Here is a 25737-nt window from a genome sequence, read left to right as displayed (position 1 = left end):
TTGCCGAATGGCAAGGTCTATGCATAAAAAGCAGCGGCTAACGTCATTCGGCGTTGGCCGTTTTTTTTATGCATGGGGAAATACAATGAATACTGTCGGCACACCGTTGTTATGGGGTGGCTTCGCTGTCGTGGTGGTAATTATGCTGGCCATCGACCTGCTGTTGCAGGGTCGTCGTGGCGCGCATACGATGTCGATGAAGCAGGCTGCGGCCTGGTCAATCGTTTGGGTAACGCTGTCGTTACTGTTTAACGCCGTCTTCTGGTGGTACCTGGCACAAACCCAGGGCCGCGCCGTTGCCGACCCACAGGCGCTGGCGTTCCTTACCGGCTATTTGATCGAAAAATCGCTGGCAGTAGATAACGTCTTTGTCTGGTTGATGCTGTTCAGCTACTTCTCCGTACCGCCTGCGTTGCAGCGTCGGGTACTGGTGTATGGCGTGCTGGGAGCCATTGTTCTGCGTACGATCATGATCTTCGCCGGCAGTTGGCTTATCACCCAATTTGAGTGGCTGTTGTACGTGTTCGGTGCATTCCTGCTGTTTACCGGCGTGAAGATGGCGCTGGCGAAAGAAGATGCTTCCGGTATTGGCGACAGACCGTTAGTACGCTGGCTGCGCGGTCATTTGCGCATGACCGATACCATCGAAGATGAAAAATTCTTCGTGCGTAAAAACGGCCTGCTGTTTGTTACGCCGCTGATGCTGGTGTTGATTCTGGTTGAGCTGAGCGACGTCATTTTTGCCGTCGACAGTATTCCGGCTATCTTTGCCGTCACTACCGACCCGTTCATCGTGTTGACCTCAAACCTGTTTGCTATTTTGGGTCTGCGCGCAATGTACTTCCTGCTGGCGGGCGTGGCAGAGCGTTTCTCCATGCTGAAGTACGGTTTGTCGGTCATTCTGGTGTTTATCGGTATTAAGATGCTGATCGTCGATTTCTACCATATCCCGATCGCTATCTCGTTAGGCGTGGTATTTGGCATTCTGTTTGTGACGCTGATTGTAAACGCCTGGGTCAACCACCAGCACGATAAAAAGCAGCAAATACAGTAAGTTTCATCTGCTAGCTGAAAAGCCCGACAGCACACTGCGTGCGTCGGGCTTTTTGTTTATCATGTCAAAATAATGTTAACTCAAAGTTATAAAATATGATCTCAACGCGAAATCCAGGATATTTCGCTTCCAGAACCCTGTTCTTTCCTTATACTCAGCCATGCAAACATTTGCCTCATCCTGAAAGATGCGTCTACAGAACGCACAAAGGCAGGGCAACAACACAATGAAAGGATTACTACATGACTACGCAACGTTCATCGGGGCTATTCTCGCGCTTGGCGCAAGGGAGCCTGGTTAAACAAATTTTGATCGGTTTGGTTCTGGGGATTTTACTGGCACTGGTGTCAAAACCTGCGGCAGAAGCCGTTGGTTTACTGGGTACTCTGTTCGTCGGCGCGTTAAAAGCCGTCGCGCCAATTCTGGTTCTGATGCTGGTAATGGCTTCTATCGCCAACCACCAGCACGGGCAAAAAACCAATATCCGCCCAATCCTGTTCCTCTACCTGCTCGGAACATTTTCCGCAGCGTTAGCGGCCGTTGTCTTCAGCTTCGCCTTCCCATCGACACTGCATCTTTCCAGCAGCGCCAGCGATATCGTACCGCCGTCCGGCATTATTGAAGTGATGCGTGGCCTGCTAATGAGCATGGTTTCTAACCCAATTGATGCACTGCTTAACGCCAACTACATCGGCATCCTGGTTTGGGCCGTCGGTCTGGGCTTTGCGCTGCGTCACGGTAATGAAACGACCAAAAATCTGGTCAACGATATGTCCAACGCTGTTACCTTTATGGTGAAGCTGGTGATTCGTTTCGCGCCGATCGGTATCTTCGGCCTGGTCTCCTCCACGCTGGCAACCACCGGTTTCGCCACGCTTTGGGGCTACGCGCAGCTGCTGACCGTGCTGGTAGGCTGCATGCTGCTGGTGGCGTTGGTGGTCAACCCGCTGCTGGTATTCTGGAAAATTCGCCGCAACCCATATCCGTTAGTGCTGGCCTGTCTGCGTGAAAGCGGCGTGTACGCCTTCTTTACCCGTAGCTCCGCGGCAAACATTCCGGTGAATATGGCGCTGTGTGAGAAGCTGAACCTGGATCGTGATACCTATTCGGTTTCTATCCCGCTGGGAGCCACCATCAACATGGCTGGCGCGGCGATCACCATTACCGTGTTGACGCTGGCGGCGGTAAATACGTTGGGTATTCCGGTCGATTTACCGACGGCGCTGTTACTGAGCGTGGTGGCTTCGCTGTGTGCCTGCGGCGCATCGGGCGTGGCGGGAGGTTCTCTGCTGCTGATCCCACTGGCATGTAATATGTTCGGTATCCCGAATGACATCGCCATGCAGGTCGTTGCCGTTGGCTTTATCATCGGCGTATTGCAGGATTCCTGTGAAACGGCGCTGAACTCTTCTACAGACGTCCTGTTTACCGCTGCGGCCTGCCAGGCTGAAGACGAACGTCTGGCAAATAACGCCCTGCGCGGCTAATCTCTGCCCCTCCGTCACCGGACGGAGGGGTTCTCTTCTTGTACGCTTTTTTCAATTTTGAATGGATCAATTCCGCGTTTTTGCATCCGCCGGAAGCGAATAATGTTCAGGCCGTTCATCACCAGAAAACTACCTTCGATCATCGTCCCACCAATCGATCCCAACCAGAAATTATGGATAACCCAACAGGCGGTTGCGCACCACATTACGCAGCGCACGGTCAGCCCCTGGCAGCGAAACAGCGCCCAGGTGCTGGCCAGCGTGCCAATAATCGGCAACAGCTCCATCGCATGCTGTAATTTCGCCAGCCCGAGAACCAGGGTGAGGATAATAAAAACGGTCATTACCCATAGTTTGCGGGTATGCATCGAGACGAGTGTGCGGATGGTGTTTAGCTCTGCACTCATTCCCGCAGGCCAGGCGCCCATCAGAAAAAAATGCACGCCAATGGTGGCGCTGTAGACGGCAAGTTGCAGCCGGAACCGGCGCTCATCTCGATTGAAAAAGGTGGTAATGCCGATCAAAAAGGCGATGACACCTACGCCCTGGGCCAGCCAATACGCGGTCATGGGAGATCCTTGTGAGGAAACGCAAATACAAACGGCGCCCCATATTATGAAACGCCGTTTTTAAAATCCACTCCATTTCGATTACCCAAAAGATTTCGTGCTACCGCAAGGCGGTAAGTTCAGACATCCCCGGGAGCTTACTGGAGTAAGTGACCGGGGTGAATGGACGCAGCCAACGCGGCTGTCACGCGAAAGATGAAGGGTAATTACAATGTTACGCCGCTTTTAAAGATAGCCAGTTCCCGGAAATCGTTGCGCTCGTTGCAGGTTTGCTTGCCATTGGCGAACTCAACGATCGTATCGACAAACTCGCTCAGTAGCTGAGGCATCGCTTTACCATGGATCAGCTGTCCGGCGTCAAAATCGATCCAGTGTTTTTTCTTGGCCGCCAGCTCGCTGTTGGTCGCAATTTTCACCGTCGGCACAAAACCGCCGTACGGCGTACCGCGGCCGGTGCTGAACAGCACCATATGACAGCCCGCGCCCGCGAGGGCACTGGTAGCAACCGCATCGTTACCCGGCGCGCTCAGTAAGTTCAGGCCGTGTGTCTTCAGGCGTTCGCCGTAGCGCAGTACGTCCACCACCTGGCTGGAGCCCGCTTTTTGCGTGCAGCCCAGAGATTTATCTTCCAGCGTGGTGATCCCGCCCGCTTTGTTGCCCGGCGATGGATTCTCGTAAATCGGCTGGTCGTGAGCAATGAAGTACTGCTTAAAGTCATTGACCATGGTCACCAGCTTGCCAAAGGTTTCTTCGTCACGGCAGTGGTCCATCAGCAGCTGCTCGGCACCGAACATTTCCGGTACTTCAGTCAGCACGGTGGTGCCGCCGTTGGCAATCACGTAGTCGGAAAAACGCCCCAGCATTGGGTTGGCGGTAATACCGGACAGGCCGTCAGAGCCGCCGCATTCCAGACCAAACTTCAGCTCGCCCAGCTTACCCGGCTCACGCTTATCGTTACGCATCACGTTGTACAACTGATGGAGATGTTCAATCCCCGCTTCCACTTCGTCTTCCTGATGTTGGCAGACCATAAAGTGAACACGCTCAGGATCGTACTCGCCTAAAGTTTCGCGGAAGGCATCAACCTGGTTGTTTTCACAGCCCAGGCCGACCACCAGCACCGCTCCCGCATTCGGGTGGCGCACCATATTTTGCAGCATGGTACGGGTGTTGATGTGGTCGTCACCCAACTGTGAACAGCCGTAGGTGTGACTGAAAAGATGCACGCCGTCGATACCCTCGGCGTCGTTGGTCTCTTTCAGAAAGCGGGTCTGCATCTGACGCGCCATGGCGTTGACGCAGCCGACCGTCGGCAGGATCCACAGTTCGTTGCGCACGCCGACCTCGCCGTTGGCACGACGGTAGATCTGTACATCGCGATCAGCGGGTTGAACAAGCTCTGCCTGAAAATCAGGGTGGTAGCTATACGTGTCCAGGTCGCTCAGATTCGTGCGCGTGTTGTGAGCATGAATATGCTCACCCGCCGCCACGTCCACCAACGTATGACCGATTGGCAAACCGTATTTAATGACGTTTTCGCCTTGCGCAATATCGCATAAAGCGAATTTATGGCCACGAGAAACCGCTTGGCGCAGGATTACCGCTTGCCCATCAACGGTGACTTCGGTTCCTTCAGCCAAATCAGCGAGCGCTACCGCGACGTTATCCAGCGTATGGATCTTGATGTATTGCATACCTTCACCCAGGCCTTAGTTCAGTTCAATGGCGAAATAATCACGCGCATTGTTGAAGCAAATATTTCTGACCATTTCCCCCAACAGCTGGATATCTGCCGGCGCTTCACCTGCAGCAACCCAACGGCCAATCATCTGGCACAGGATGCGACGGAAGTATTCATGGCGCGTGTATGACAGGAAGCTACGGCTATCGGTCAGCATGCCGACGAAACGGCTCAGCAGACCGAGCTGGGCCAGTTGCGTCATCTGACGTTCCATACCGTCTTTCTGATCGTTGAACCACCAGCCGGAACCGAACTGCATCTTGCCCGGCATACCTTCGCCCTGGAAGTTGCCGATCATGGTGCCCAGCACTTCGTTATCGCGCGGGTTCAGGCAGTAGAGAATGGTTTTCGGCAGCAGGTTCTGTTCGTTCTGCTTGCTCAGCAGTTTGGACAGCTCTTCGGCCATCGGGCGATCGTTGATGGAGTCGAAGCCGACATCCGCACCCAACAGTTTGAACTGACGCAGGTTGTTATTACGCAGCGCGCCGATATGGTACTGCTGTACCCATTCACGACGCGCGTATTCCGCACCGAGGAACACCAGCACCGCGGTTTTAAACTGGGCAACTTCATGCTCGCTCAGCGTTTCACCCGCCAGGCGGCGTGCCAGAATGCTATCCAGTTCAGATTCGTTAGATTCAGCAAACAGCACCACGTCCAGCGCGTGGTCAGAGACTTTACAGCCGTGAGCCGCAAAGTGATCCAGACGTTTGGTCAGCGCAGCTTGCAGGTCGCTGAAGCGGCGGATATCCGTGTCAGACACCTCACCGAGCTTCGCCATATAGTCATTAAAGGTCGCCTGCTCAATGTTAAAGGCTTTATCCGGACGCCAGCTCGGCAGCACTTTCACATCAAAGCTTGCGTCTTTAGCAACGGCCGCGTGATGCTCCAGAGAGTCGATTGGGTCATCGGTAGTACCGACCATTTTCACATTCATCTGCTGCATGATGCCGCGCGCGGAGAATTTGTCCTGCGCCAGCAGTTCATTGCACTGGTTCCAGATTTCGTCAGCCGTTGCCGGAGACAACAGCTTATCTGTAATACCAAACGGGCGACGTAATTCGAGGTGGGTCCAATGGTACAGCGGGTTACCGATTGTGTGCGGAACCGTGGCGGCCCAGGCGTCAAACTTCTCGCGATCGGACGCATCGCCGGTACACAGGCGCTCAGCGACGCCGTTAGTACGCATCGCACGCCACTTGTAGTGGTCACCCTTCAGCCAGATGTCATACAGGTTATTAAAACGGTAGTTTTCCGCGATTTGTTGCGGTGGCAAATGGCAGTGGTAGTCGAAGATTGGCTGGTCTTTGGCGTAATCATGATACAGACGGCGGGAAAATTCGGTGTCCAACAGGAAATCTTCAGTCATAAACGGGGTCATTATCGTCTTCCTCTCAGCGAGTGCGTCAGATTGCTTATGTTTTGATGTTGACAAAGTTATCACACCAATTTCCATACACTGAAGATATTTTCGTGAGTTAGATCAACAAATGGCTACAAAAAAATTACTCTCAAAGAGGTAAACCGCGCGCCAAGCCGCACCAGCACTGGCTTTGCTGAATCGAAATAATGACCACACGAAGATTCACACTTTTGTGATGGCACTCACCTTTTAAAGCTGTATGACAAGTTATCTTTTTGCCGTCGCGATACATAAGCCGACGGAATGCAAATTACCGATGTATCACCATCGGATTAACCGGTACGGAAACCGAATTAGCACAAATATTGACATGGCAGAGTTCGGGGAGTACCGGCTTTTTTTCGGTTACCCCCTCGTAAAAGAACATCCTCCTCCCTGAACTGGAAGATGACCGCTCGTTCGCGGACATAACAAAACGATGAGGTTTTACATGCGTAAAATTAAAGGGTTACGTTGGTACATGATCGCACTGGTGACGCTTGGCACCGTGCTGGGTTACCTGACACGTAACACTGTGGCGGCAGCTGCGCCAACTCTGATGGAAGAGTTACACATCTCCACCCAACAGTATTCCTATATCATCGCAGCGTATTCTGCTGCTTACACCGTAATGCAACCCGTTGCCGGCTATGTGCTCGATGTGCTCGGCACAAAAATTGGTTACGCGATGTTCGCCGTTCTGTGGGCCGTCTTCTGTGGCGCGACCGCACTGGCTGGTAGCTGGGGTGGACTGGCGCTGGCGCGAGGCGCAGTCGGTGCCGCTGAAGCTGCGATGATCCCTGCGGGTCTGAAAGCCAGTTCTGAATGGTTCCCGGCAAAAGAACGTTCAATCGCCGTGGGTTACTTTAACGTCGGTTCCTCTATCGGCGCGATGATTGCTCCGCCGCTGGTCGTCTGGGCTATCGTCATGCACAGCTGGCAGATGGCATTCATTATTTCCGGTGCCCTGAGCTTTATCTGGGCCATGTGCTGGTTAGTATTTTACAAACACCCACGCGACCAGAAAAAACTGTCTGATGAAGAACGTGATTACATTCTGAATGGTCAGGAATCACAGCATAAAAACAGCACCGCCAAGAAAATGTCTCTCGGTCAGATCCTGCGTAACCGCCAGTTCTGGGGCATCGCGCTGCCGCGTTTCCTGGCAGAGCCGGCCTGGGGTACCTTCAACGCCTGGATCCCGCTGTTCATGTTTAAAGTCTACGGCTTTAACCTGAAAGAGATTGCGATGTTTGCCTGGATGCCGATGCTGTTTGCTGACCTGGGTTGTATCGTAGGGGGTTACTTACCGCCGCTGTTCCAGCGCTGGTTCGGCGTTAACCTGATCGTTTCCCGTAAAATGGTCGTCACCATGGGCGCATTGCTGATGATTGGCCCAGGGATGATCGGTCTGTTCACCAGCCCGTACATTGCTATCGCCCTGCTGTGCGTCGGCGGCTTTGCTCACCAGGCGCTGTCCGGTGCGCTGATCACGCTCTCTTCTGACGTATTTGGTCGTAATGAAGTGGCAACCGCGAACGGTCTGACCGGTATGTCCGCATGGCTTGCAAGTACGCTGTTTGCGCTGGTCGTTGGCGCGCTGGCTGACACCATCGGCTTCAGCCCGCTGTTCGCCGTACTGGCGGTATTCGACCTGCTCGGCGCGTTAGTCATCTGGACGGTATTGCAGAACAAATCGGCCAGCGAGGTAGAGTCAGCTTCGCAAACTGGCGATCCCGCTGCGCAAAGTTAACCAGACACGATTTAACAAGGTTATGTAATGCTAAGCCGCCAGTCATCTGGCGGCTTTTTTATCGCCGCGAGTGGAGCCGTAATCGCAAAAGTGGTATAACAAATAGAGTCTGCCGTATCATGCCTGGAGCGCATATGGAAATCACCGAACCACGACGTTTGTACCAACAACTTGCCGCTGATCTGAAAGAACGCATTGAGCAGGGTGTCTACCTGGTGGGTGACAAACTCCCCGCCGAGCGCTTTATCGCCGATGAAAAAAATGTCAGCCGCACCGTGGTTCGTGAAGCGATTATCATGCTCGAGGTTGAGGGCTACGTTGAAGTGCGTAAAGGATCGGGGATCCACGTCATTTCAAACCAACCCAAACACTATGTCGCGCCAGATGAAAGTCTGGAGTTCGCCAGCTACGGTCCGTTTGAGCTGCTCCAGGCTCGCCAGCTCATAGAAAGCAATATTGCTGAGTTTGCCGCCACCCAGGTGACCAAACAGGACATCATGAAACTGATGGAAATTCAGGAGAAGTCGCGTAACGAAAAAAGCTTTCGTGACTCCGAGTGGGATCTCCTGTTCCATGTGCAGGTCGCGCTGGCAACACAGAACTCTGCCCTGGCCGCGATTGTTGAAAAAATGTGGACTCAGCGTATTCACAACCCCTACTGGAAGAAGCTGCACGACCACATCGACCTGCGTACGGTAGATAACTGGTGCGACGACCATGACCAGATCCTGCGGGCGCTGATTCGCAAAGATCCACACGCCGCCAAACTGGCGATGTGGCAGCATCTTGAGAACACAAAGCAGATGCTGTTTAACGAAACCAGCGATGATTTTGAATTCAACGCAGACCGTTATCTTTTTACCGATAATCCCGTCATTCATCTCGATACGGCAGCTAACGGCGCAAAATAAACAATCTTAACGATGCAGGCGCGACAAAGCGCCTGTTTCTGACGCTTGGTAAGCATTAGGTATAAAGTGTCAGCCTGTGTAAATCCTCTCGCCTCCCTCCATTGCGATAAGCAAAATCACAGGACAACACCCGTAATTTCTATAACGGACTACGTTGACCTTTGTTACAATTAGTTGTTATTTGAATTTTTGTGTTTGAGAGCTTGCTTACTTCACAACTTTACAGGGAATAGTTCAGGCCGTGAATTTGTGTCAGACCGCGATCCATGTAAAAAACACCAATAAAATTGCGGCGTTACAAACTCCAGAATACCGGCATGACGACAACCGATTCTCCAGGAATATTGAATGGAACTACTGACTCAATTATTGAATGCTTTATGGGCTCAGGATTTTGAAACGCTGGCCAATCCCTCCATGATTGGCATGCTCTATTTCGTACTGTTTACCATTTTGTTTCTGGAAAATGGACTGCTGCCAGCAGCCTTTTTACCTGGCGACAGTCTACTGGTACTGGTCGGCGTACTTATCGCTAAAGGCGCGATGGGTTTTCCGCAAACGGTACTGCTGCTCACCACCGCGGCCAGCCTGGGTTGCTGGCTCAGCTATATCCAGGGGAGATGGCTGGGAAATACCCGCACCGTTCAAAACTGGCTGTCTCATCTACCCGCGCACTACCATCAGCGCGCACATCATCTGTTCCATAAGCATGGCTTGTCTGCCCTGTTGGTCGGTCGCTTTATCGCGTTTGTCAGAACATTACTGCCGACCATCGCAGGATTGTCCGGTCTGAACAATGCGCGCTTTCAGTTCTTTAACTGGATGAGCGGACTGCTTTGGGTTCTGATTCTCACAACGCTTGGCTATCTGCTGGGCAAAACGCCAGTGTTTCTCAAATATGAAGATCAGCTGATGTCTTGTCTGATGCTGCTTCCCGTGGTGTTACTGGTGTTTGGTCTGGCAGGTTCCCTGGTTGTGCTTTGGAAAAAGAAATACGGGAACCGAGGGTAAATTATGCTGAAATCATGCATAACACTCCGACGACTGGCCTGGACGACTACTTTTATGCTGTTTATCGGCGCGCTGCTCCTGACCTGGTCGGTCATCCGCCAGCAGGAGTCAACGCTTGCCATTCGTGCTGTAAACCAGGGAGCCACCATGCCTGATGGCTTCTCTATCTGGCATCACCTGGACGCCAACGGCATTCGCTTTAAAAGCATTACTCCGCAAAATGACGCGCTGCTGATCACCTTTGATTCCAGCGCGCAAAGCGCAGCCGCAAAGGTCGTGCTGGACCGAACGTTACCGCACGGTTTCGTTATTGCTCAGCAGGATGATGATAATCAGGCGGTACAGTGGTTATCCCGCTTACGTGATACCCCGCACCGTTTTGGTTAATCTCCAGGAATCTGAATTAGATCACTCACTTTGGTGATTTCATCATTTAGCGCCTATGATTAATAAACTGGGTTTATGACCCATTGCTTTATTATTCTGGAGCATCGGCCAAAGCCACAAGGTCGAATCACAATGGAAGGTTCAAGAATGAAATACCGCATCGCTTTAGCAATTAGTCTTTTCGCTCTCAGTGCCGGCAGTTACGCCTCCACCCTCTGTCAGGAAAAAGAACAGGATATTCAGCGGGAGATAAGCTATGCCGAAAAGCACAACAATCAAAACCGCATCAATGGTCTGAACAAAGCGCTGAGCGAAGTTCGGGCAAATTGTACTGACAGCAAACTGCGCGCCGACCATCAGAAAAAAATCGCCGAGCAGAAAAATGAGATAGCCGAGCGTCAACGTGATTTGGCCGAGGCGAAGCAAAAAGGCGATGCGGAGAAGATAGCCAAGCGCGAACATAAGCTTGCTAAAGCTCAGCAAGAGCTGAAAGAACTCGAGACACGCGATTACTAAGTACGGTAACTAGCCACTCAACTGGAGAAAACTATGTCGAAAGATAATGCTACGGAAAACCTGCGCGCTGAGCTGAAATCTCTTGCGGATACGCTTGAAGAAGTACTTAGCTCCTCTGGCGATAAGTCGAAGGAAGAGATGAGTAAAATTCGCAGTAAAGCCGAACATGCGTTACGCGAGAGCCGCCATCGTCTGAGCGAAACCAGCGATGTGATTGCTAAACAGACCCGTGAGGCCGCGGCAAAAGCCGATAACTACGTACGCGAAAACCCATGGACAGGCGTCGGCATTGGCGCTGCAGTCGGTGTGGTACTTGGTGTACTGCTGTCGCGCCGTTAATAATGGCAGACTCTCAACACGCACAAGGTCCAGGCAAAGGCGTACTGGGTATTGGACAGCGGATCCTGACGATTCTCGTTGAGATCGTAGAGACGCGGCTGCGGCTGGCCGTCGTTGAGCTGGAAGAGGAAAAAGCCAATCTCATCCAGATCCTGCTGATGCTTGGGCTGACCATGCTGTTCGCGGCGTTTGGTCTGATGAGCCTGATGGTGCTTATCATTTGGGCCATAGACCCGCAGTATCGCCTTAACGCCATGATTGCCACCACCGTTGTGCTGTTGCTTTTAGCGCTTATCGGCGGGCTATGGACGCTGAGTAAAGCGCGTAAAACAACGCTGCTACGCCATACGCGCAATGAACTCGCTAACGACAGGCAGGCCCTGGAGGATGATGCATAATGAGCAGTAAAGTCGAACGTCAACAACGTAAGGCGCAACTGCTTGGACAGATCCAGCAGCAAAGGCTGGATCTGTCTGCCACTCGCCGCGACTGGCTGGAAGCCACCGAAGTTTACGATCGTGGCTGGAAGACGCTGCTGAACCTGCGTGGCTGGGTGTTGGTCGGAAGCAGTATTATGGCGGTTCGCACCATTCGTAACCCGAATCTGCTGGTACGCTGGGCTAAACGCGGCTTTAGCGTGTGGAGCATCTGGCGTCTGGTTAAATCGACCATCAGACAACAGCAACTGCGCGGCTAATCACCTCTCCCCCCTAACCTCAAATTTTTTGAAAATTTCTGACAGTTTTCCTTGCTAACAATTGTCATTAGCCGCGTTTATGATTCTCTCCATCGACAGCAACGACGCACTCTGCGACGTCGTTGCACAAAAAAACACAATAAGCCGCCTGAGTGGTTTCCTGGAGAGTATGATGAAGAAATTAGAAGATGTTGGTGTACTGGTAGCGCGCATTCTGATGCCAATCCTGTTTATTACCGCAGGTTGGGGAAAAATCACCGGATATGCGGGTACCCAACAGTACATGGAAGCCATGGGCGTCCCTGGATTTATGTTACCGCTGGTTATCCTGCTTGAGTTTGGCGGCGGTCTGGCCATCCTGTTTGGTTTCCTGACTCGTACTACTGCGCTGTTCACCGCGGGCTTCACGCTGCTGACGGCGTTCCTCTTCCACAGCAACTTTGCGGAAGGTGTGAACTCTCTGATGTTTATGAAAAACCTGACCATCGCAGGCGGCTTCCTGCTGCTGGCTATCACCGGTCCGGGCGCATTCAGCATCGACCGTGTACTGAATAAAAAATGGTAAGCGAGCTATACTAAACGCATCAAAAAGCGAGGAGACATCTCCTCGCTTTTGCTATCTGAGGAGGCGAAAACATGGGACAACTCATTGACGGCGTATGGCATGACACCTGGTATGACACCAAATCAACCGGGGGAAAATTTCAACGCTCTGCATCAGCTTTCCGTAACTGGCTCACCGCGGATGGCGCACCGGGTCCAACGGGTGAAGGGGGTTTCGCCGCCGAAAAAGACCGCTATCATCTCTACGTTTCTCTGGCCTGTCCGTGGGCGCATCGCACGCTGATCTTGCGTAAACTCAAAGGGCTGGAACCGTTTATTTCCGTTTCCGTTGTGCATCCGCTGATGCTGGAAAACGGCTGGACCTTTGACGATAACTTCCCGGCGGCAACCGGCGATACCCTGTATCAGCACGAATTTCTTTATCAACTCTATTTACACGCCGATCCGCACTACAGCGGTCGGGTGACCGTTCCGGTGCTGTGGGACAAAAAGAACCACACCATTGTCAGCAACGAATCTGCAGATATCATCCGTATGTTTAACACTGCGTTTGATGCGCTGGGCGCGAAAGCCGGGGATTACTATCCACCCGCTCTGCAAACTAAAATCGACGAGCTCAACGGCTGGATTTATGACAACGTCAATAACGGCGTGTATAAAGCCGGATTTGCCACCAGTCAGGAAGCCTACGACGACGCCGTAGAAAAAGTCTTTCAATCTCTGGCGCGACTGGAGCAGATCCTTGGGCAACATCGCTACCTGACCGGGGACCAGTTAACAGAGGCCGATATTCGCCTGTGGACCACGCTGGTGCGCTTTGATCCTGTGTATGTGACGCACTTCAAGTGCGACAAACACCGGATTAGCGACTATCTGAACCTGTACGGTTTCCTGCGCGATATCTACCAGATGCCAGGCATTGCGGAGACCGTTAATTTCGATCACATCCGCAATCACTACTTCCGTAGCCACAAAACCATTAACCCGACCGGCATTATTTCTGTCGGACCGTGGCAGGACCTCAACGAACCCCACGGGCGTGATGACCGTTTTGCCTGATTTACACGGGTCCCCTTTGGGGGCCAAATAATTAATACAGCAAATGTTTACCAGTATTTCATTCACGGCTATTCTTATTTTGATTGCTTTAAAAACAAGTAATTGAATACAGAACGAGGCAAAAATGGATTGGTATTTAAACGTATTAAAGAACTACTTTGGTTTTGGGGGGCCGCGCGCGTCGTAAAGAATACTGGATGTTTGTGCTGGTCAACATCATCTTTACGTTCGTGCTGGGCATTCTGGACAGAATGCTTGGCTGGGAACGCGCCGGAGGGGAAGGCATATTAACGACGATTTATGGGGTTCTGGTCTTTATCCCGTGGTGGGCGGTGCAGTTCCGGCGTTTACATGACACCGACCGCTCGGCCTGGTGGCTACTGGTGCTGCTGATCCCGATCGTAGGCTGGTTGGTAATCATCATTTTCAACTGTCAAAATGGGACTCAGGGGAGCAACCGCTTCGGCGCTGACCCGAAACAACTGTCCTGATGTAATACACCATCTTGTCGGCCGGATAAGGTGCATTTGCACCGCATCCGGCGTAACAGCCCTGCTATTTACCCGCAAACAGCTTGGGAATTTCCCGCAAACACCAGGATTTCGCTTCGCCCATGCTGTCTCGACGCCAGGCCATAATAATATCAATTTCGCTTGTCGATTCCGGGCTAACCACACGCAACCGACCCGCCGCAATGTCCTCTTCCACCAGCGGGTATGGCATCGTCGCCACGCCAAGGCCGGCCAACAGCGCCTGGCGTTTATCTTCTATCGAACTCACCGTCAGACGCGGCTGTTTATCCAGCAGTTGAACCGTCAGCACCGGACGTTCGCGGGCCGTGTCCGCCACCGCGATTCCACGGTACTTCACGCGGGTGACTTCCGATAACGGTTCCGGTTCCTGATGAATTGGATGATCCGGGGCCGCCACATATACGTTCATCAGCGAGTACAGCTTGCGCGAGTTGATTTCCGAAGATGAGCGAAAATGCATATCCGGCGCAATCACGATATCCGCCCGCCCCTGCTCCAGACGCTCCCACGCCCCGGCCAGAACTTCGGTAATAACGGAAAGCTGGGTATTGGCCTTCCCGGCAAGTCTGTCGATCAGCGGGAAAAACGCCGCCGTCGGCACCAGCGCTTCGGTGACGATGGTCAGATGCGTTTCCCAACCGCGAGCCAGCGCTTCGGCATCGGTGGTCAGCTTATCCGCAGCTTCCAACAGTACACGCCCACGTTCCAGCAGCATACGCCCGACGTTGGTGAATTTTGTGCGATGACCTGAACGGTCGAACAGCACGACGTCCAGCTCTTCCTCCAGCTTCTGCATGGTATAGCTGAGCGCGGAAGGAACGCGCCCCAGTTCGTCCGCTGCGGCGGCAAAGCTGCCACGCCGGTCTATTGCGTCCATGACGCGTAACGCCTCAAGCGTTAAAGCCCTTTCTTTGGCCATCTCGTTCTCATTCAGGAAATTTGAACATACCGGGCAGAATATCTGGCTAACAATGCAGCGTCTAGCCATTTAACATAAAAGGAAGTAAAGAGAGGTCAAGAACTATGATTACTACCCGTACAGCCAAACAATGCGGGCAAGCAGACTACGGCTGGCTGCAGGCCCGTTATACCTTCTCCTTTGGACACTATTTTGATCCTAAACTGCTGGGTTATGCCTCGCTGCGTGTTCTGAACCAGGAAGTTCTGGCACCGGGAGCCTCTTTCCAGGCACGTACCTATCCGAAGGTAGATATCGTCAATCTGATCCTCGAAGGGGAAGCGGAGTACCGCGACAGTGAAGGCAACCATATCCAGGCCAAGGCAGGAGAAGTTTTACTGCTCGCCACACAGCCGGGAATTAGCTACAGCGAACACAATATCAGCAAAGATAAACCGTTAACCCGAATGCAGCTCTGGCTGGATGCCTGCCCGCAGCGCGAAAACGCCTGCGTACAGAAAGCCACGCTGAGTGCCGGTAAGCATCAGTTGCTCGCCTCGCCGGATGGTGAACAAGGCAGCCTGCATCTGCGTCAACAGGTATGGGTGCACCACGTTGAACTGCAACAAGGTGAATCGCTGAGTTTTCAGTTACATGGGCCGCGGGCTTACTTACAGTCGATCCACGGCAGATTCCATGCGGTGACATCTGGCGCCGAAAAGGAAGCGCTCACCTGCGGCGATGGCGCATTTATTCGTGATGAAACTAACATAACGCTAGTCGCCGATACCGCGCTGCGCGCTTTGCTGATAGATTTGCCCGTATAGTCAGGGAAAACAATGGAGTACGACTATTGAGCAAGAAATCATCAAAAAAACGCCAGCCGCAGGTTGAGCCGAAAAAACAGGATACTGTGACCTTCGGCTATGAAGAAATGCTGACAGAGCTGGAAGCGATTGTGGCGGATGCCGAGCTACGGCTGGAAGACGAAGAAGCCGCCTGAAAAGGCGGCTTAGAGTTATGCCGGGGGCGATTCCACCTTACCCGGCCTGCAGATTAATGTGCCTTACTGGCCATGATCTCAATGATCTGCTTGTCGGTTTCCTGCATCGAGCGACACGCCAGCGCACACAGGTTCGTGATAGATTGCTCCACGTTGTGCGCCACAATCCCTTCATTGCCGGTCACAGCGGTGTCATCCAGCGCCATCAGCACCGCTTTCCACGCCGCAGATGCGCTGGTTGAAACTTTCATCGCGCAGCTGTTTGAGGCGCCATCGCAAATCATTCCGCTCACGTCGCCAATCATGCTGCTGATTGCCATCGCGATGGTGTTGTAGCGACCATCAACGATCCACGCCATCCCCGCCGCGGCGCCCATCGCCGCCGTGGTTGCCGCACACAATGCAGACAAACGCGGAAGCTGATGATGGATGTAGATAGCGCTCAGGTGAGACAACATCAGCGCACGCGCCAGTTTTTCTTCATCCGCACCAAAGTGCTCAGCCACCACCATTACCGGAACGGTCGCGGTAATCCCCTGATTACCAGAGCCCGAGTTGCTCATTGCCGGAAGCGTCGCTCCCCCCATTCGCGCATCCGATGCTGCACTGGTGCGGATCAGAATAGAGGTGGAGAGATCGTTCGCCAGCAGGCCACGCGCGCACTGCTTCTCAAGCGTGGTTCCGATGTGCAAGCCCCAGTTACCGCGCAGCCCTTCCTGGGACAGCGCACCGTTCAGTTTCGCCGCATCGAGAATAAAGCGGATTGACTCAAACGGTACCGCGTTCACGAACGCCAGAATCTCTTCCAGCGATGTGTGAGACAATACCGCCAACGGTGACTCTTGCTCCTCTTCCTGAGCGTTCTGTTCTGTCGTGAACACCACGCCCTTATTGGTCTCAATGTGCACAATGTTGGTATGACCACCAACAATCGTCACGCACGCCCATCCCTCAGCGCTATAAACCTTCGCACGGGAGAAGAGAATGTCCTCGCATGGCTCCTGCAGCATCACCGCGACCTTCCCGGCGGTAAGCATCGCTTTCGCATCGGCAATCGCTTGAGGCGAGGCGTCTTTCAGTACCTCTAAACCGGCGTGGGCATTTCCCCCCAGCGCACCCAGTGCCGCCGCGACAGGCAGCCCAACCATTCCGGTACCCGGCACGGTAACGCCCATGCCGTTTTTCATCAGGTTCGGTGAGACCCACGCATCAATGCGTTCAACCGCGCCGTCCAGCTCAGAGGAGGCGACCGCTGCCGCCAGAGCCAGAGAGATAGGTTCCGTGCAGCCCAGCGCAGGCTTAACTTCTTCCTGCACCGCGCGGATAAAACTATCCCATAATGGATTCAATGTAGTCTCAAACATAACAACAACCTTTGCTCAGATATCTCAGGAAAATGCCAGGAACGGAGAAACGCACAGCAGCAGGCCCGTGACAATAATCAGATACAGGGAGGCGCCTTTGTATTTGTGCAGTGCAGGAACTTTGTAGACCAACCAGGCCGGGATCAGACATCCCACCATGCCGAAGATAGGGCTACAAATAGAAGTGAAGCTCAGTACCGGCGCATTGAGCACAATGGCTCCCCACGCCAGCAGGATAGCGAAAACCATAATGCCGCGCTGAACCAGGGTCTCATTGATTTTCTCGGCTGGCATTTTGCGGCGCAGCACGTTCATCACGATCCCTTGAGTGGCTTCACGGAACCCTAAGTAAACGCCGAAGAAAGCGGTCATTACGGCAAAGATGTTCAGAATAACGCTGACGATTTTCACCCAGCCAGCACCCGCGCCGCTGATAAACTGCGCGGCAATCGCCAGAGCGGAAATGTTCTGCTCATAAGCTTTAACCGCTTCGTCATGGCCCATCGCCAGCGTGAAGGAAACGGCGTAGAAAAAGACGGTCACAAACAGAATACCGAACGCAATATTCATGGCTCGCAGGGCTTTATGGCGTGCCACTTCAATGGATTTATTGCGAGAACGATAGGAGATAACCATCGGGCTTAAGGTCTGAATAAACAGAATCGAGGTCAGGGTAAACGGCAGCGTGATAATCGCGTTTTTGATCAACAGTGCCATCGGCGGCAGTGAACCTACGTTATATAAATGCCACATCCCAACCATCGACACGCCAAGCGCCGCCACCACCAGCAGCTTGGTCAGTACCATACCGGTGGAGATTTTAAACAGCAGTTTTTCCCCGCGGGACGAGATAGCCACCAGGATGCAAATCAGCACCAGGCCATAGAACGGGCTGTCGGACAGTAACCCTTCAGTAACACCAAAAGTATGCAGGTAGGAGGCGCTATCGTTGGTGATGGCGGTGGAATAGACGAACATCCAGATAACCAGCATCACAAAATACAACGCACCTAACAGGATGCCCCAGTTCTTACCCAGATAGCCGCTGATTACGCTCGGGTAGTCTTTACACTCTGGGGACTCAGCCAGCGTATTAATAAACAGACGCTGGAACAGATACATGGCTGGGTAACCGATGATAGAGGAGAGCAAAAACACCCACAGCCCCATCAAACCCACCTGGACGGGAAGAAAAACAATCCCCGCACCAATTGCCATACCGATACTCATAATGACCCAGCCGGTGTCCATGCTGTCGAATTTAATGGCTTCGCGCCATTCACTTTCGGTCATTCCCGCCCGACGTGCCGGAGCAGATGCGTCGAGTATTACGCTGTTATTCGTTGCCGTTTCCATAATTTTCCGCTCAATGTGTAGGTAGAGGTTTTTATATTTTTTTCGTACTGCCTCAATGCGATACGCAGTACTACGGTGCAGGTGAGCTATTGGAGTAATGAGGAAATCATACGCGCAGGATCAGAGAAAAACTTCACAAACAAACCCCTGTAATTTCTAAAAGTTAAGAAATATTTTCTCTTTTATTTCCATATAAAGAATTGAATTTCTATATTTGAAGCAGATCACAACAAAAAAGGCGCACTAACGTGCACCTTTTTTATCATGCCATATTGATTAATTTATTGCCGGATAGCGCTGCGCTTACCAGGCACGGTTTTTCACCTCAGGTACAAACCACTTTAATTGCCAGCCCACCGCGTGAGGTTTCACGGTATTTGTCGTTCATATCTTTGCCCGTTTCATACATGGTCTCGATCACTTTATCGAGCGAAACGCGTGGTTCTGACGTTCGACGTAGCGCCATGCGCGCGGCGTTGACGGCTTTTACTGCGTTGATCGCATTACGTTCAATGCACGGTATTTGCACCTGTCCGGCTACCGGATCGCAGGTCAGCCCCAGGTTATGCTCCATGGCGATTTCTGCTGCGATACAGACCTGAGACGGGCTACCGCCCAGCAGTTCCGTCAGACCGGCAGCCGCCATTGAACAGGCTACGCCAATCTCACCCTGGCAGCCCACCTCAGCACCAGAAATAGAGGCGTTCATCTTATACAGCGCGCCTATCGCCCCCGCGGCCAGCAAATAGCGGGCAATGGAGTTCGCATTCACCGGACGGCGGAACTTGTCGTAATAGGCCAATACGGCGGGAATAATCCCACATGCACCGTTGGTCGGCGCCGTCACAACCCGGCACCCGGCGGCGTTTTCTTCGCTCACGGCCAGCGCGAACATGTTGATCCAGTCAATAACGTTCATCGGGTCGCTGGACAGATTATCGCTGGAAACCAGCAACCGGCGTAACGCCACGGCGCGACGCGGAACGTTAAGCGGCCCCGGCAGGACGCCTTCGGTGTTCATGCCGCGCTCAATCCCGGCGTGCATGACGTCCCAAATGGCGGCAAAGCCAGCATCGATTTCCTCTTTGCTGCGCATCGCCAGCTCGTTTTGCATCATCAAGCCGGAAACAGACAGCCCATTGCGCTCGCACAGTTTCAGCAGTTCGCTGGCGGAATGAAAATTGTAGGGCACGTGTGCTTCAACATCATGCACCTGCCCAAATTGCTCCTCTTCAATGATAAAACCACCGCCGACGGAGTAATAGGTTTTGCTTAATAGCCTCTCGGTGCCGTTCCACGCGGTGATACGCATGCCATTTTCATGGCGCGGCAGCGTTTCGGTATGAAAGAGAATATTTTCATCTGGAGAGAAATCGACAACATGCGTGCCCTCAGCAACCGGCAAACGTCCGGTACGGGCCACTTCCTGAGTAAAACCAGCGATTGAGTCTATATTAACGTTTTGCGGACTGTTACCGGCCAGCCCCATCATGATCGCGACATCTGTCGCATGACCTTTCCCGGTCAGGGAAAGCGATCCGTAAAGATCGACCACAATATGTGTGGTTCTGGGGAGTTCTCCGCTGCTGACCAACAGATCGATAAAGCTTTTACCTGCGTTCATTGGCCCCACGGTATGGGAGCTGGAAGGTCCAATGCCAATCTTGAAAATATCGAATGCGCTAATCATATCCACACCCTCGGATTGCCGTTCAGTGAAGACCAGGTTTCACACTCATTAAGGATTGGGGCGCTCCTGAGATCGCCCCGCAAGGGATTACAGCGTGTCGCCACGTACGGCGATGGCTTCAATCTCCAGCTTCACATCCTTTGGTAAGCGGGCGACCTGTACGCAACTGCGCGTGGGGTAGATAGCCTGATGCTCATCAAAGAACTGCTGGTACACCTGGTTAATGGTGGCGAAGTCGTTCAGGTCGGATACGAAAACGGTAGTCTTCACGATATCGCTCACTTTCAAACCTGCGGACTCGACGATCGCTTTCACGTTTTCCAGGCTTTGACGTGCCTGATCGGCCACGTTTTCTGCCACTTCACCGGTCTGTGGACACACCGGGATTTGACCTGACGTCAACACCATGCTGCCCAGATCCACGCCCTGTACGTAAGGCCCAATCGCCCCTGGCGCACATTCGGTTGCAATAACTTTTCTCATAATCCCTCCGGCGTCAGAGCGCCTGGGTGAAAGTACGTGAAATAACATCCTGCTGCTGTTCACGGGTCAACGCGTTGAAGCGCACCGCATAGCCAGACACGCGGATCGTCAGGTTTGGATAGTTTTCCGGGTGCTCAATAGCATCCATCAACATTTCACGGTTCATAACGTTAACGTTCAGATGCTGCCCACCTTCCACATGCGCTTCATGGTGGAAGTAACCATCCAGCAGACCAACCAGGTTGGTTTTACGCACCCCATCTTCTTTGCCCAGTGCAGCCGGCACAATGGAGAAGGTGTACGAGATGCCGTCTTTGGCATAGGTAAACGGCAGTTTGGCCACCGAGGTTAACGACGCAACCGCGCCTTTACGATCGCGACCGTGCATCGGGTTAGCCCCTGGTGCAAACGGCGTACCTGCGCGACGTCCGTCCGGTGTGTTACCGGTTTTCTGTCCGTACACCACGTTGGAGGTGATGGTCAGGATGGACTGCGTCGGCACTGCGTTACGGTAGGTTGGCAACACCTTAATTTTCTTCATGAAACGTTCAACCAGGTCGCAGGCAATGCTGTCTACTCGCTCGTCGTTGTTGCCGTATTGCGGATAGTCGCCTTCGATTTCGAAATCGACAGCCAGACCGTTTTCATCACGAATCGGTTTCACGCGGGCGTATTTGATAGCCGACAGAGAATCCGCCGCCACGGACAGACCCGCCATACCACAAGCCATCGTGCGATAGACATCACGATCGTGCAGCGCCATCAGCGAAGCTTCATAGCTGTACTTGTCGTGCATATAGTGGATGATGTTCAGCGCGCTGATGTACTGCACGGCCAGCCAGTCCATAAAGTGGTCCAGGCTCTCCATCACCGTATCGTAATCCAGCACGTCATCCATCAGCGGTGCCGTTTTCGGCCCAACCTGAATTTTCAGCTTCTCATCCACGCCGCCGTTGATTGCGTACAGCAACGTTTTGGCGAGGTTGGCACGCGCACCGAAGAACTGCATTTGTTTGCCGATAACCATCGGGCTTACGCAGCAGGCAATGGCATAGTCATCGCTGTCAAAGTCGGCACGCATCAAATCGTCGTTTTCATACTGCAAAGACGAGGTGATGATAGACACTTGGGCGGCGTACTTTTTGAAGGCAATCGGCAGCGCTTCAGACCACAGCACCGTCAGGTTCGGCTCAGGCGCCGGCCCCATAGTGTGCAGCGTATGCAGGTAGCGGAACGAGTTTTTCGTTACCAGCGTGCGGCCATCCAGCCCCATGCCGCCGATAACTTCAGTCGCCCAGATAGGGTCGCCTGAGAACAGGGTGTCGAATTCCGGCGTACGCAGGAAGCGCACCATACGGATCTTCATAATGAAGTGGTCGATCAGCTCCTGCGCCTGCTGCTCGTTTAAAATTCCCGCTTTGAAATCGCGCTCAATGTAGATGTCGAGGAACGATGCGGTACGGCCCAACGACATTGCGCCGCCGTTCTGAGATTTCACCGCAGCCAGGTAAGCAAAGTAAACCCACTGCACCGCTTCCTGCGCATTACGCGCCGGGCGGGAGATATCGCAGCCGTACTTCGCTGCCATTTCCTGCATCTGCAGCAGGGCGCGACGGTGCTCAGACAGCTCTTCGCGCAGGCGAATCGTGGCTTCAAGATTCTGGCCCCACTCCAGGTTCGACTGGAGATCGGCAAACTGCAGTTCACGCTCACGTACCAGGTAGCGGATACCGTACAGCGCGACGCGGCGATAGTCGCCGATGATACGACCACGGCCATAGCCATCCGGCAGACCGGTCAGCACGCCGGATTTACGGCAGCGCAGCATATCCGGAGAGTAGGCGTCGAATACGCCCTGGTTATGGGTTTTACGCAGTTCAGTAAACTGGTATTCAAAATCAGCATCCATCTCACGACCATAAGCATCAAAAGAGCTTTTGATCATGTTGATGCCGCCAAACGGATGCAGAGCGCGCTTGAGCGGCTTATCCGTTTGCAGACCGACGATTTTTTCCAGTTCTTGTTCAATATAACCCGCATCATGTGCGGTTATCGTGGTGGCAATATTGGTATCGAAATCAACCGGGGCGTGCGTCGAGTTTTCAATACGGATGCCCGCCATGACTTTTTCCCACAATGCAGTGGTCGCTGGCGTTGCTTCGGCGAGGAAAGATTCATCCCCTTCATAAGGCGTATAGTTGTGCTGAATAAAATCACGGACATTAATTTCTTCTTTCCAGTCCGTACCTTTAAAGCCATTCCAGGCTTCGGCATACAGCATATCGCTGGTATCGATATTTACCTTCATGAAAAATAATCTCTCTGCTGAAAATTAATTATGCAAATTCTACTGGTATATTAATTTTGCCTAACGCAATGGCATCACGCGCAATCATTTTCTCTTCATTTGTGGGAATAACCGCACAAATAACACGAGCATCTTTATTAGAGATAATTCTTTCGCCATGGGAATTTGGCAGGCTATTCATCTCGCTGTCGATATTCACCCCTAAAACGGCGAGATGTTCAATAACCAGACGACGAATTAATACCGAGTTCTCACCTATTCCACCGGTGAAAATAATCCCATCAAGACGATGCAGCGAAGCGGCATGTCCGGCGATATGGCGCGCGATACGATGCACAAACGTTTTAATCGCCAACTGCGCACGCTCATGTCCCTCGTGCCAGGCTTTTTCTAACGTACGTAAGTCAGAGGACAAACCGGAAATACCCAGTAAACCGGACTCTTTATTCACAACGCGCTCAAGGTCGCTCAGCGTCTGGTTGGTTTCGCTGGCAATCCACGCCATGGCGCCGAAATCGACGTCACCGCTGCGTGTGCCCATCATCAGCCCTTCCAACGGCGTCATGCCCATTGAGGTATCAACGCTCTGCCCGTTACGCACCGCGCAGATTGACGCGCCGTTCCCCAGGTGAGCCACAACCAGACCGGAGTCATCACTCTGCAGCTCAAGAAGCTCATGCGCTCGCTGAGATACATAGCGGTGCGACGTGCCGTGGAAGCCATAACGACGAACGCCTAACTCCTCAAAATATTTCCACGGTAGACCGTAAAGATAGGCCTCTGGGGCCATCGTCTGGTGGAAGCTGGTATCAAATACCGCAACCTGCTGCACGCCTGGGAAAAGGTGCTGTGCGGATTCAATCCCACTGAGGTTCGCATAATTATGTAACGGTGCTAAAGGCGATACCCGGCGAATATTATCGATAACGTCGTCAGTAATAATTGCTGATTCGGTAAAGATATTTCCACCGTGGGCAATGCGGTGGCCAATTAAGGCCACGCTGTCCATTAAATTACGTTTTTCCAGTTCAACGGCGATTGCTTTTAATGCGTCTTCGTAGCTGTGGTGAGCCAGCTTAGCTGGCTCTCCTCCATTAATTGCTATGAACGCATTTTCAGAGTTAATACCGTCCGCGATTCCCGCCATTAAAACTTCACAGTTCGCTGCATCCAGCACTGAGAATTTAATGGAAGACGAACCACAGTTAATAACCAGTACTACCGGAAACTCATTCATTTCACTACTCCGCTCATCCTGAGCTTAAGGATTAAAACAGTTTGTAGACAATGTTCAGGATAGTCAGCAGACCAATCACGGTAACAAACACGTTATCCAGACGGCCACGGTATTTCGCCAGTGACGGCGCTTTACGGATGGCATACATCGGCAGCAGGCAGAGCAGAGAGGCAATAATCGGCGCGCCCATTGCTTCAATCAGGTCCAGGATGTTCGGGTTGGCGTAAGCCACAACCCAGGTGGAGCCCATGATGAAGATCATGCTGATGGTATTAAGTTTGCCAGCAGAAACCTTAGTTTTATCGCCTTTGTAACCAAACTTCAGTACCAGACCGTTCAGACCTTCCAGCGTGCCCAGGTAGTGGCCGAAGAAAGATTTGAAGATAGCAACCAGTGCGATGATTGAAGCGCCGTACTCCAGAACGGTCGCGAAGGTGGACTTCGAACCGGACAGTGAAGCGAAGTGGTTCGCCAGGTAAGACAGTACTGGAATGTTCTGCGCTTTCGCATCCGCCATGTTTGCCGGAGAGAGCGTGAACAGGCAGCTAAAGGCAAAGAACATCACCACGGCAACCATCAGCATACTGGCGCGGGAGATGATTTTTGAACATTTCTGCTCGGTAAATTCGCGACCGTAATCTTTCTCATACTCTTCACGTTTAGAGACCACGAAGGAAGAAACGATAGGTGAGAAGTTGAAAGAGAACACCATGATGGAAATACCCAGCCACACGGTAACCAGGATGCCGTCATGGCCAGTCAGAGCGATATTGCTGAGATCAACCTGATCGATAACCGCAGAGTTCCAGTAAGGAATCAGAGACAGAGAGATCAGCACCAGGCTGGCAATAAACGGCCATACCAGGTAGCTCATCACTTTAACCATCAGATCCTTACCAAACCAGATGACGAATGCCATCAACAGCAGCAGGAACAGTGCCACGAAGCCACGGTTTAACGCTGGCATCTGCAACTGGTTTTCCCAAAAGGTCATAAAGGTGTTGGTAATGGTGACGCCATAAATCCACAGCAGCGGACAAATCGCAAAGAAGTAGAGGAACGTGATAACCACGCCGCCCGTTTTACCAAAGTGCTCTTCAACCGTTTCTGTGATGTTACCGGAAGGGTTAGAACCGGAAAGACACAGGCGTGCCAGCGCACGGTGGCAATAGAAGGCGATGGGGTATGCTAACACCAGCATTATCAGAATGGGGATCAGTCCGCCAAAACCTGCGCGGATAGGGAAGAACAGCACCCCGGCGCCGATGGCTGTACCAAATAAACCCAGTGTCCAGGTGGTGTCCGATTTGCGCCAGGACGACTGTTTTGTCTGGCTGGATACAATGCTATCAGTAGTACTCATATCCTATCCTCA

At 52.6% G+C, this 25737-nt stretch carries 25 protein-coding genes and 1 pseudogene; 15 read left to right on the top strand and 11 right to left on the bottom strand.

Translation table 11 applies throughout. The annotated features are described in order from the left end of the window. Positions 1–85 precede the first annotated feature (85 nt). Together OGV75_RS03045 and sstT are read left to right on the top strand one after the other, a co-directional pair. Positions 86–1054, top strand: a complete 969-nt coding sequence (locus OGV75_RS03045; protein WP_016154611.1) for a TerC family protein — start codon at positions 86–88, stop codon at positions 1052–1054. Positions 1055–1296: 242 nt separating this feature from the next. After that, positions 1297–2541, top strand: a complete 1245-nt coding sequence (gene sstT / locus OGV75_RS03040; protein WP_049283300.1) for a serine/threonine transporter SstT — start codon at positions 1297–1299, stop codon at positions 2539–2541. A gap of 14 nt (positions 2542–2555) precedes the next feature. Here the strand turns inward: sstT and OGV75_RS03035 are convergent, their stop codons facing one another. The 3 genes from OGV75_RS03035 to uxaC all read right to left on the bottom strand — a co-directional run bounded on the left by OGV75_RS03035 (position 2556) and on the right by uxaC (position 6232). Next, positions 2556–3110 carry a YgjV family protein gene (locus OGV75_RS03035; protein WP_016154613.1) on the bottom strand — a complete coding sequence of 185 codons (555 nt, stop codon included), beginning with the start codon at positions 3108–3110 and terminating at the stop codon, positions 2556–2558. Between the two features lie 206 nt (positions 3111–3316). After that, positions 3317–4804 (bottom strand): UxaA family hydrolase, encoded by a 1488-nt coding sequence (locus tag OGV75_RS03030; protein WP_016154614.1) that lies wholly within the window; start codon positions 4802–4804, stop codon positions 3317–3319. Between the two features lie 15 nt (positions 4805–4819). Beyond that, positions 4820–6232, bottom strand: a complete 1413-nt coding sequence (gene uxaC, locus OGV75_RS03025) for a glucuronate isomerase (protein ID WP_286480329.1) — start codon at positions 6230–6232, stop codon at positions 4820–4822. A gap of 472 nt (positions 6233–6704) precedes the next feature. Here uxaC and OGV75_RS03020 point away from each other — a divergent pair, with 472 nt between their 5' ends. From OGV75_RS03020 to OGV75_RS02970, 11 genes and pseudogenes are all read left to right on the top strand, one after another. Further along, positions 6705–8006 (top strand): MFS transporter, encoded by a 1302-nt coding sequence (locus tag OGV75_RS03020; protein WP_016154616.1) that lies wholly within the window; start codon positions 6705–6707, stop codon positions 8004–8006. 134 nt (positions 8007–8140) lie between these two features. Continuing rightward, the gene (gene exuR / locus OGV75_RS03015) at positions 8141–8917 is read left to right on the top strand and encodes a transcriptional regulator ExuR (RefSeq protein ID WP_016157536.1); all 777 of its coding nucleotides are present in this window, start codon (positions 8141–8143) and stop codon (positions 8915–8917) included. A 348-nt stretch (positions 8918–9265) separates the two neighbouring features. Continuing rightward, positions 9266–9928, top strand: coding sequence for a DedA family general envelope maintenance protein YqjA (gene yqjA / locus OGV75_RS03010; RefSeq protein ID WP_003024820.1), 663 nt, complete (start codon positions 9266–9268; stop codon positions 9926–9928). Positions 9929–9946: 18 nt separating this feature from the next. After that, a complete protein-coding gene (mzrA, locus tag OGV75_RS03005) occupies positions 9947–10315 on the top strand; it encodes an EnvZ/OmpR regulon moderator MzrA (RefSeq protein WP_029139667.1) in 369 nt (122 codons plus the stop codon). A gap of 147 nt (positions 10316–10462) precedes the next feature. Beyond that, positions 10463–10831 (top strand): DUF1090 domain-containing protein, encoded by a 369-nt coding sequence (locus OGV75_RS03000; RefSeq protein ID WP_286480328.1) that lies wholly within the window; start codon positions 10463–10465, stop codon positions 10829–10831. Between the two features lie 33 nt (positions 10832–10864). Then, positions 10865–11170 carry an ElaB/YgaM/YqjD family protein gene (locus tag OGV75_RS02995; protein ID WP_003024832.1) on the top strand — a complete coding sequence of 102 codons (306 nt, stop codon included), beginning with the start codon at positions 10865–10867 and terminating at the stop codon, positions 11168–11170. 2 nt (positions 11171–11172) lie between these two features. Next, positions 11173–11568 (top strand): phage holin family protein, encoded by a 396-nt coding sequence (locus OGV75_RS02990; RefSeq protein WP_016157537.1) that lies wholly within the window; start codon positions 11173–11175, stop codon positions 11566–11568. After that, positions 11568–11867, top strand: coding sequence for a YqjK-like family protein (locus OGV75_RS02985; RefSeq protein ID WP_003024845.1), 300 nt, complete (start codon positions 11568–11570; stop codon positions 11865–11867). Before OGV75_RS02990 ends, OGV75_RS02985 begins: the two co-directional genes overlap by 1 nt. Before the next feature lie 172 nt (positions 11868–12039). Continuing rightward, positions 12040–12432, top strand: coding sequence for a DoxX family protein (locus tag OGV75_RS02980; protein ID WP_003024847.1), 393 nt, complete (start codon positions 12040–12042; stop codon positions 12430–12432). A gap of 71 nt (positions 12433–12503) precedes the next feature. After that, positions 12504–13490, top strand: coding sequence for a glutathionyl-hydroquinone reductase YqjG (yqjG, locus tag OGV75_RS02975; RefSeq protein WP_016154622.1), 987 nt, complete (start codon positions 12504–12506; stop codon positions 13488–13490). Positions 13491–13614: 124 nt separating this feature from the next. Beyond that, positions 13615–13981, top strand: a pseudogene (locus OGV75_RS02970) (DUF805 domain-containing protein). Between the two features lie 64 nt (positions 13982–14045). Here OGV75_RS02970 and yhaJ read toward each other — a convergent pair. Further along, on the bottom strand, positions 14046–14942 hold the full coding sequence (yhaJ, locus tag OGV75_RS02965) for a DNA-binding transcriptional regulator YhaJ (protein ID WP_016154624.1): 897 nt from the start codon (positions 14940–14942) through the stop codon (positions 14046–14048). A 104-nt stretch (positions 14943–15046) separates the two neighbouring features. Between yhaJ and OGV75_RS02960 the strand changes: the two genes are divergently transcribed. Beyond that, on the top strand, positions 15047–15748 hold the full coding sequence (locus OGV75_RS02960) for a pirin family protein (protein WP_046274733.1): 702 nt from the start codon (positions 15047–15049) through the stop codon (positions 15746–15748). Positions 15749–15774: 26 nt separating this feature from the next. After that, positions 15775–15924: a protein YhaL gene (locus OGV75_RS02955; RefSeq protein WP_016157540.1), complete on the top strand. Its 150-nt coding sequence runs from the start codon at positions 15775–15777 to the stop codon at positions 15922–15924. Between the two features lie 53 nt (positions 15925–15977). On the opposite strand, the gene OGV75_RS02950 is transcribed toward OGV75_RS02955, so the two are convergent. The 7 genes from OGV75_RS02950 to tdcC form a co-directional block, all read right to left on the bottom strand. Further along, positions 15978–17288 (bottom strand): L-cysteine desulfidase family protein, encoded by a 1311-nt coding sequence (locus tag OGV75_RS02950; protein WP_016154627.1) that lies wholly within the window; start codon positions 17286–17288, stop codon positions 15978–15980. A gap of 24 nt (positions 17289–17312) precedes the next feature. Then, positions 17313–18644: an SLC5/6 family protein gene (locus tag OGV75_RS02945; protein WP_016157542.1), complete on the bottom strand. Its 1332-nt coding sequence runs from the start codon at positions 18642–18644 to the stop codon at positions 17313–17315. 325 nt (positions 18645–18969) lie between these two features. After that, entirely contained in the window at positions 18970–20334 is a 1365-nt protein-coding gene (gene tdcG / locus OGV75_RS02940; RefSeq protein WP_019077758.1) for an L-serine ammonia-lyase, read from the bottom strand. Positions 20335–20421: 87 nt separating this feature from the next. After that, positions 20422–20817 (bottom strand): enamine/imine deaminase, encoded by a 396-nt coding sequence (locus OGV75_RS02935; protein WP_016157544.1) that lies wholly within the window; start codon positions 20815–20817, stop codon positions 20422–20424. A gap of 13 nt (positions 20818–20830) precedes the next feature. Then, positions 20831–23125: a formate C-acetyltransferase gene (pflB, locus tag OGV75_RS02930; RefSeq protein WP_016154631.1), complete on the bottom strand. Its 2295-nt coding sequence runs from the start codon at positions 23123–23125 to the stop codon at positions 20831–20833. Positions 23126–23153: 28 nt separating this feature from the next. Next, positions 23154–24362 carry a propionate kinase gene (gene tdcD / locus OGV75_RS02925; RefSeq protein WP_016154632.1) on the bottom strand — a complete coding sequence of 403 codons (1209 nt, stop codon included), beginning with the start codon at positions 24360–24362 and terminating at the stop codon, positions 23154–23156. A gap of 31 nt (positions 24363–24393) precedes the next feature. Continuing rightward, entirely contained in the window at positions 24394–25725 is a 1332-nt protein-coding gene (gene tdcC / locus OGV75_RS02920; protein WP_016154633.1) for a threonine/serine transporter TdcC, read from the bottom strand. Between the last annotated feature and the right edge of the window lie 12 nt (positions 25726–25737).

It is taken from the genome of Citrobacter sp. Cb028 (assembly GCF_030336705.1).
GTDB lineage: Bacteria > Pseudomonadota > Gammaproteobacteria > Enterobacterales > Enterobacteriaceae > Citrobacter > Citrobacter braakii.
This window is presented reverse-complemented; position numbering and strand designations above follow the sequence as displayed.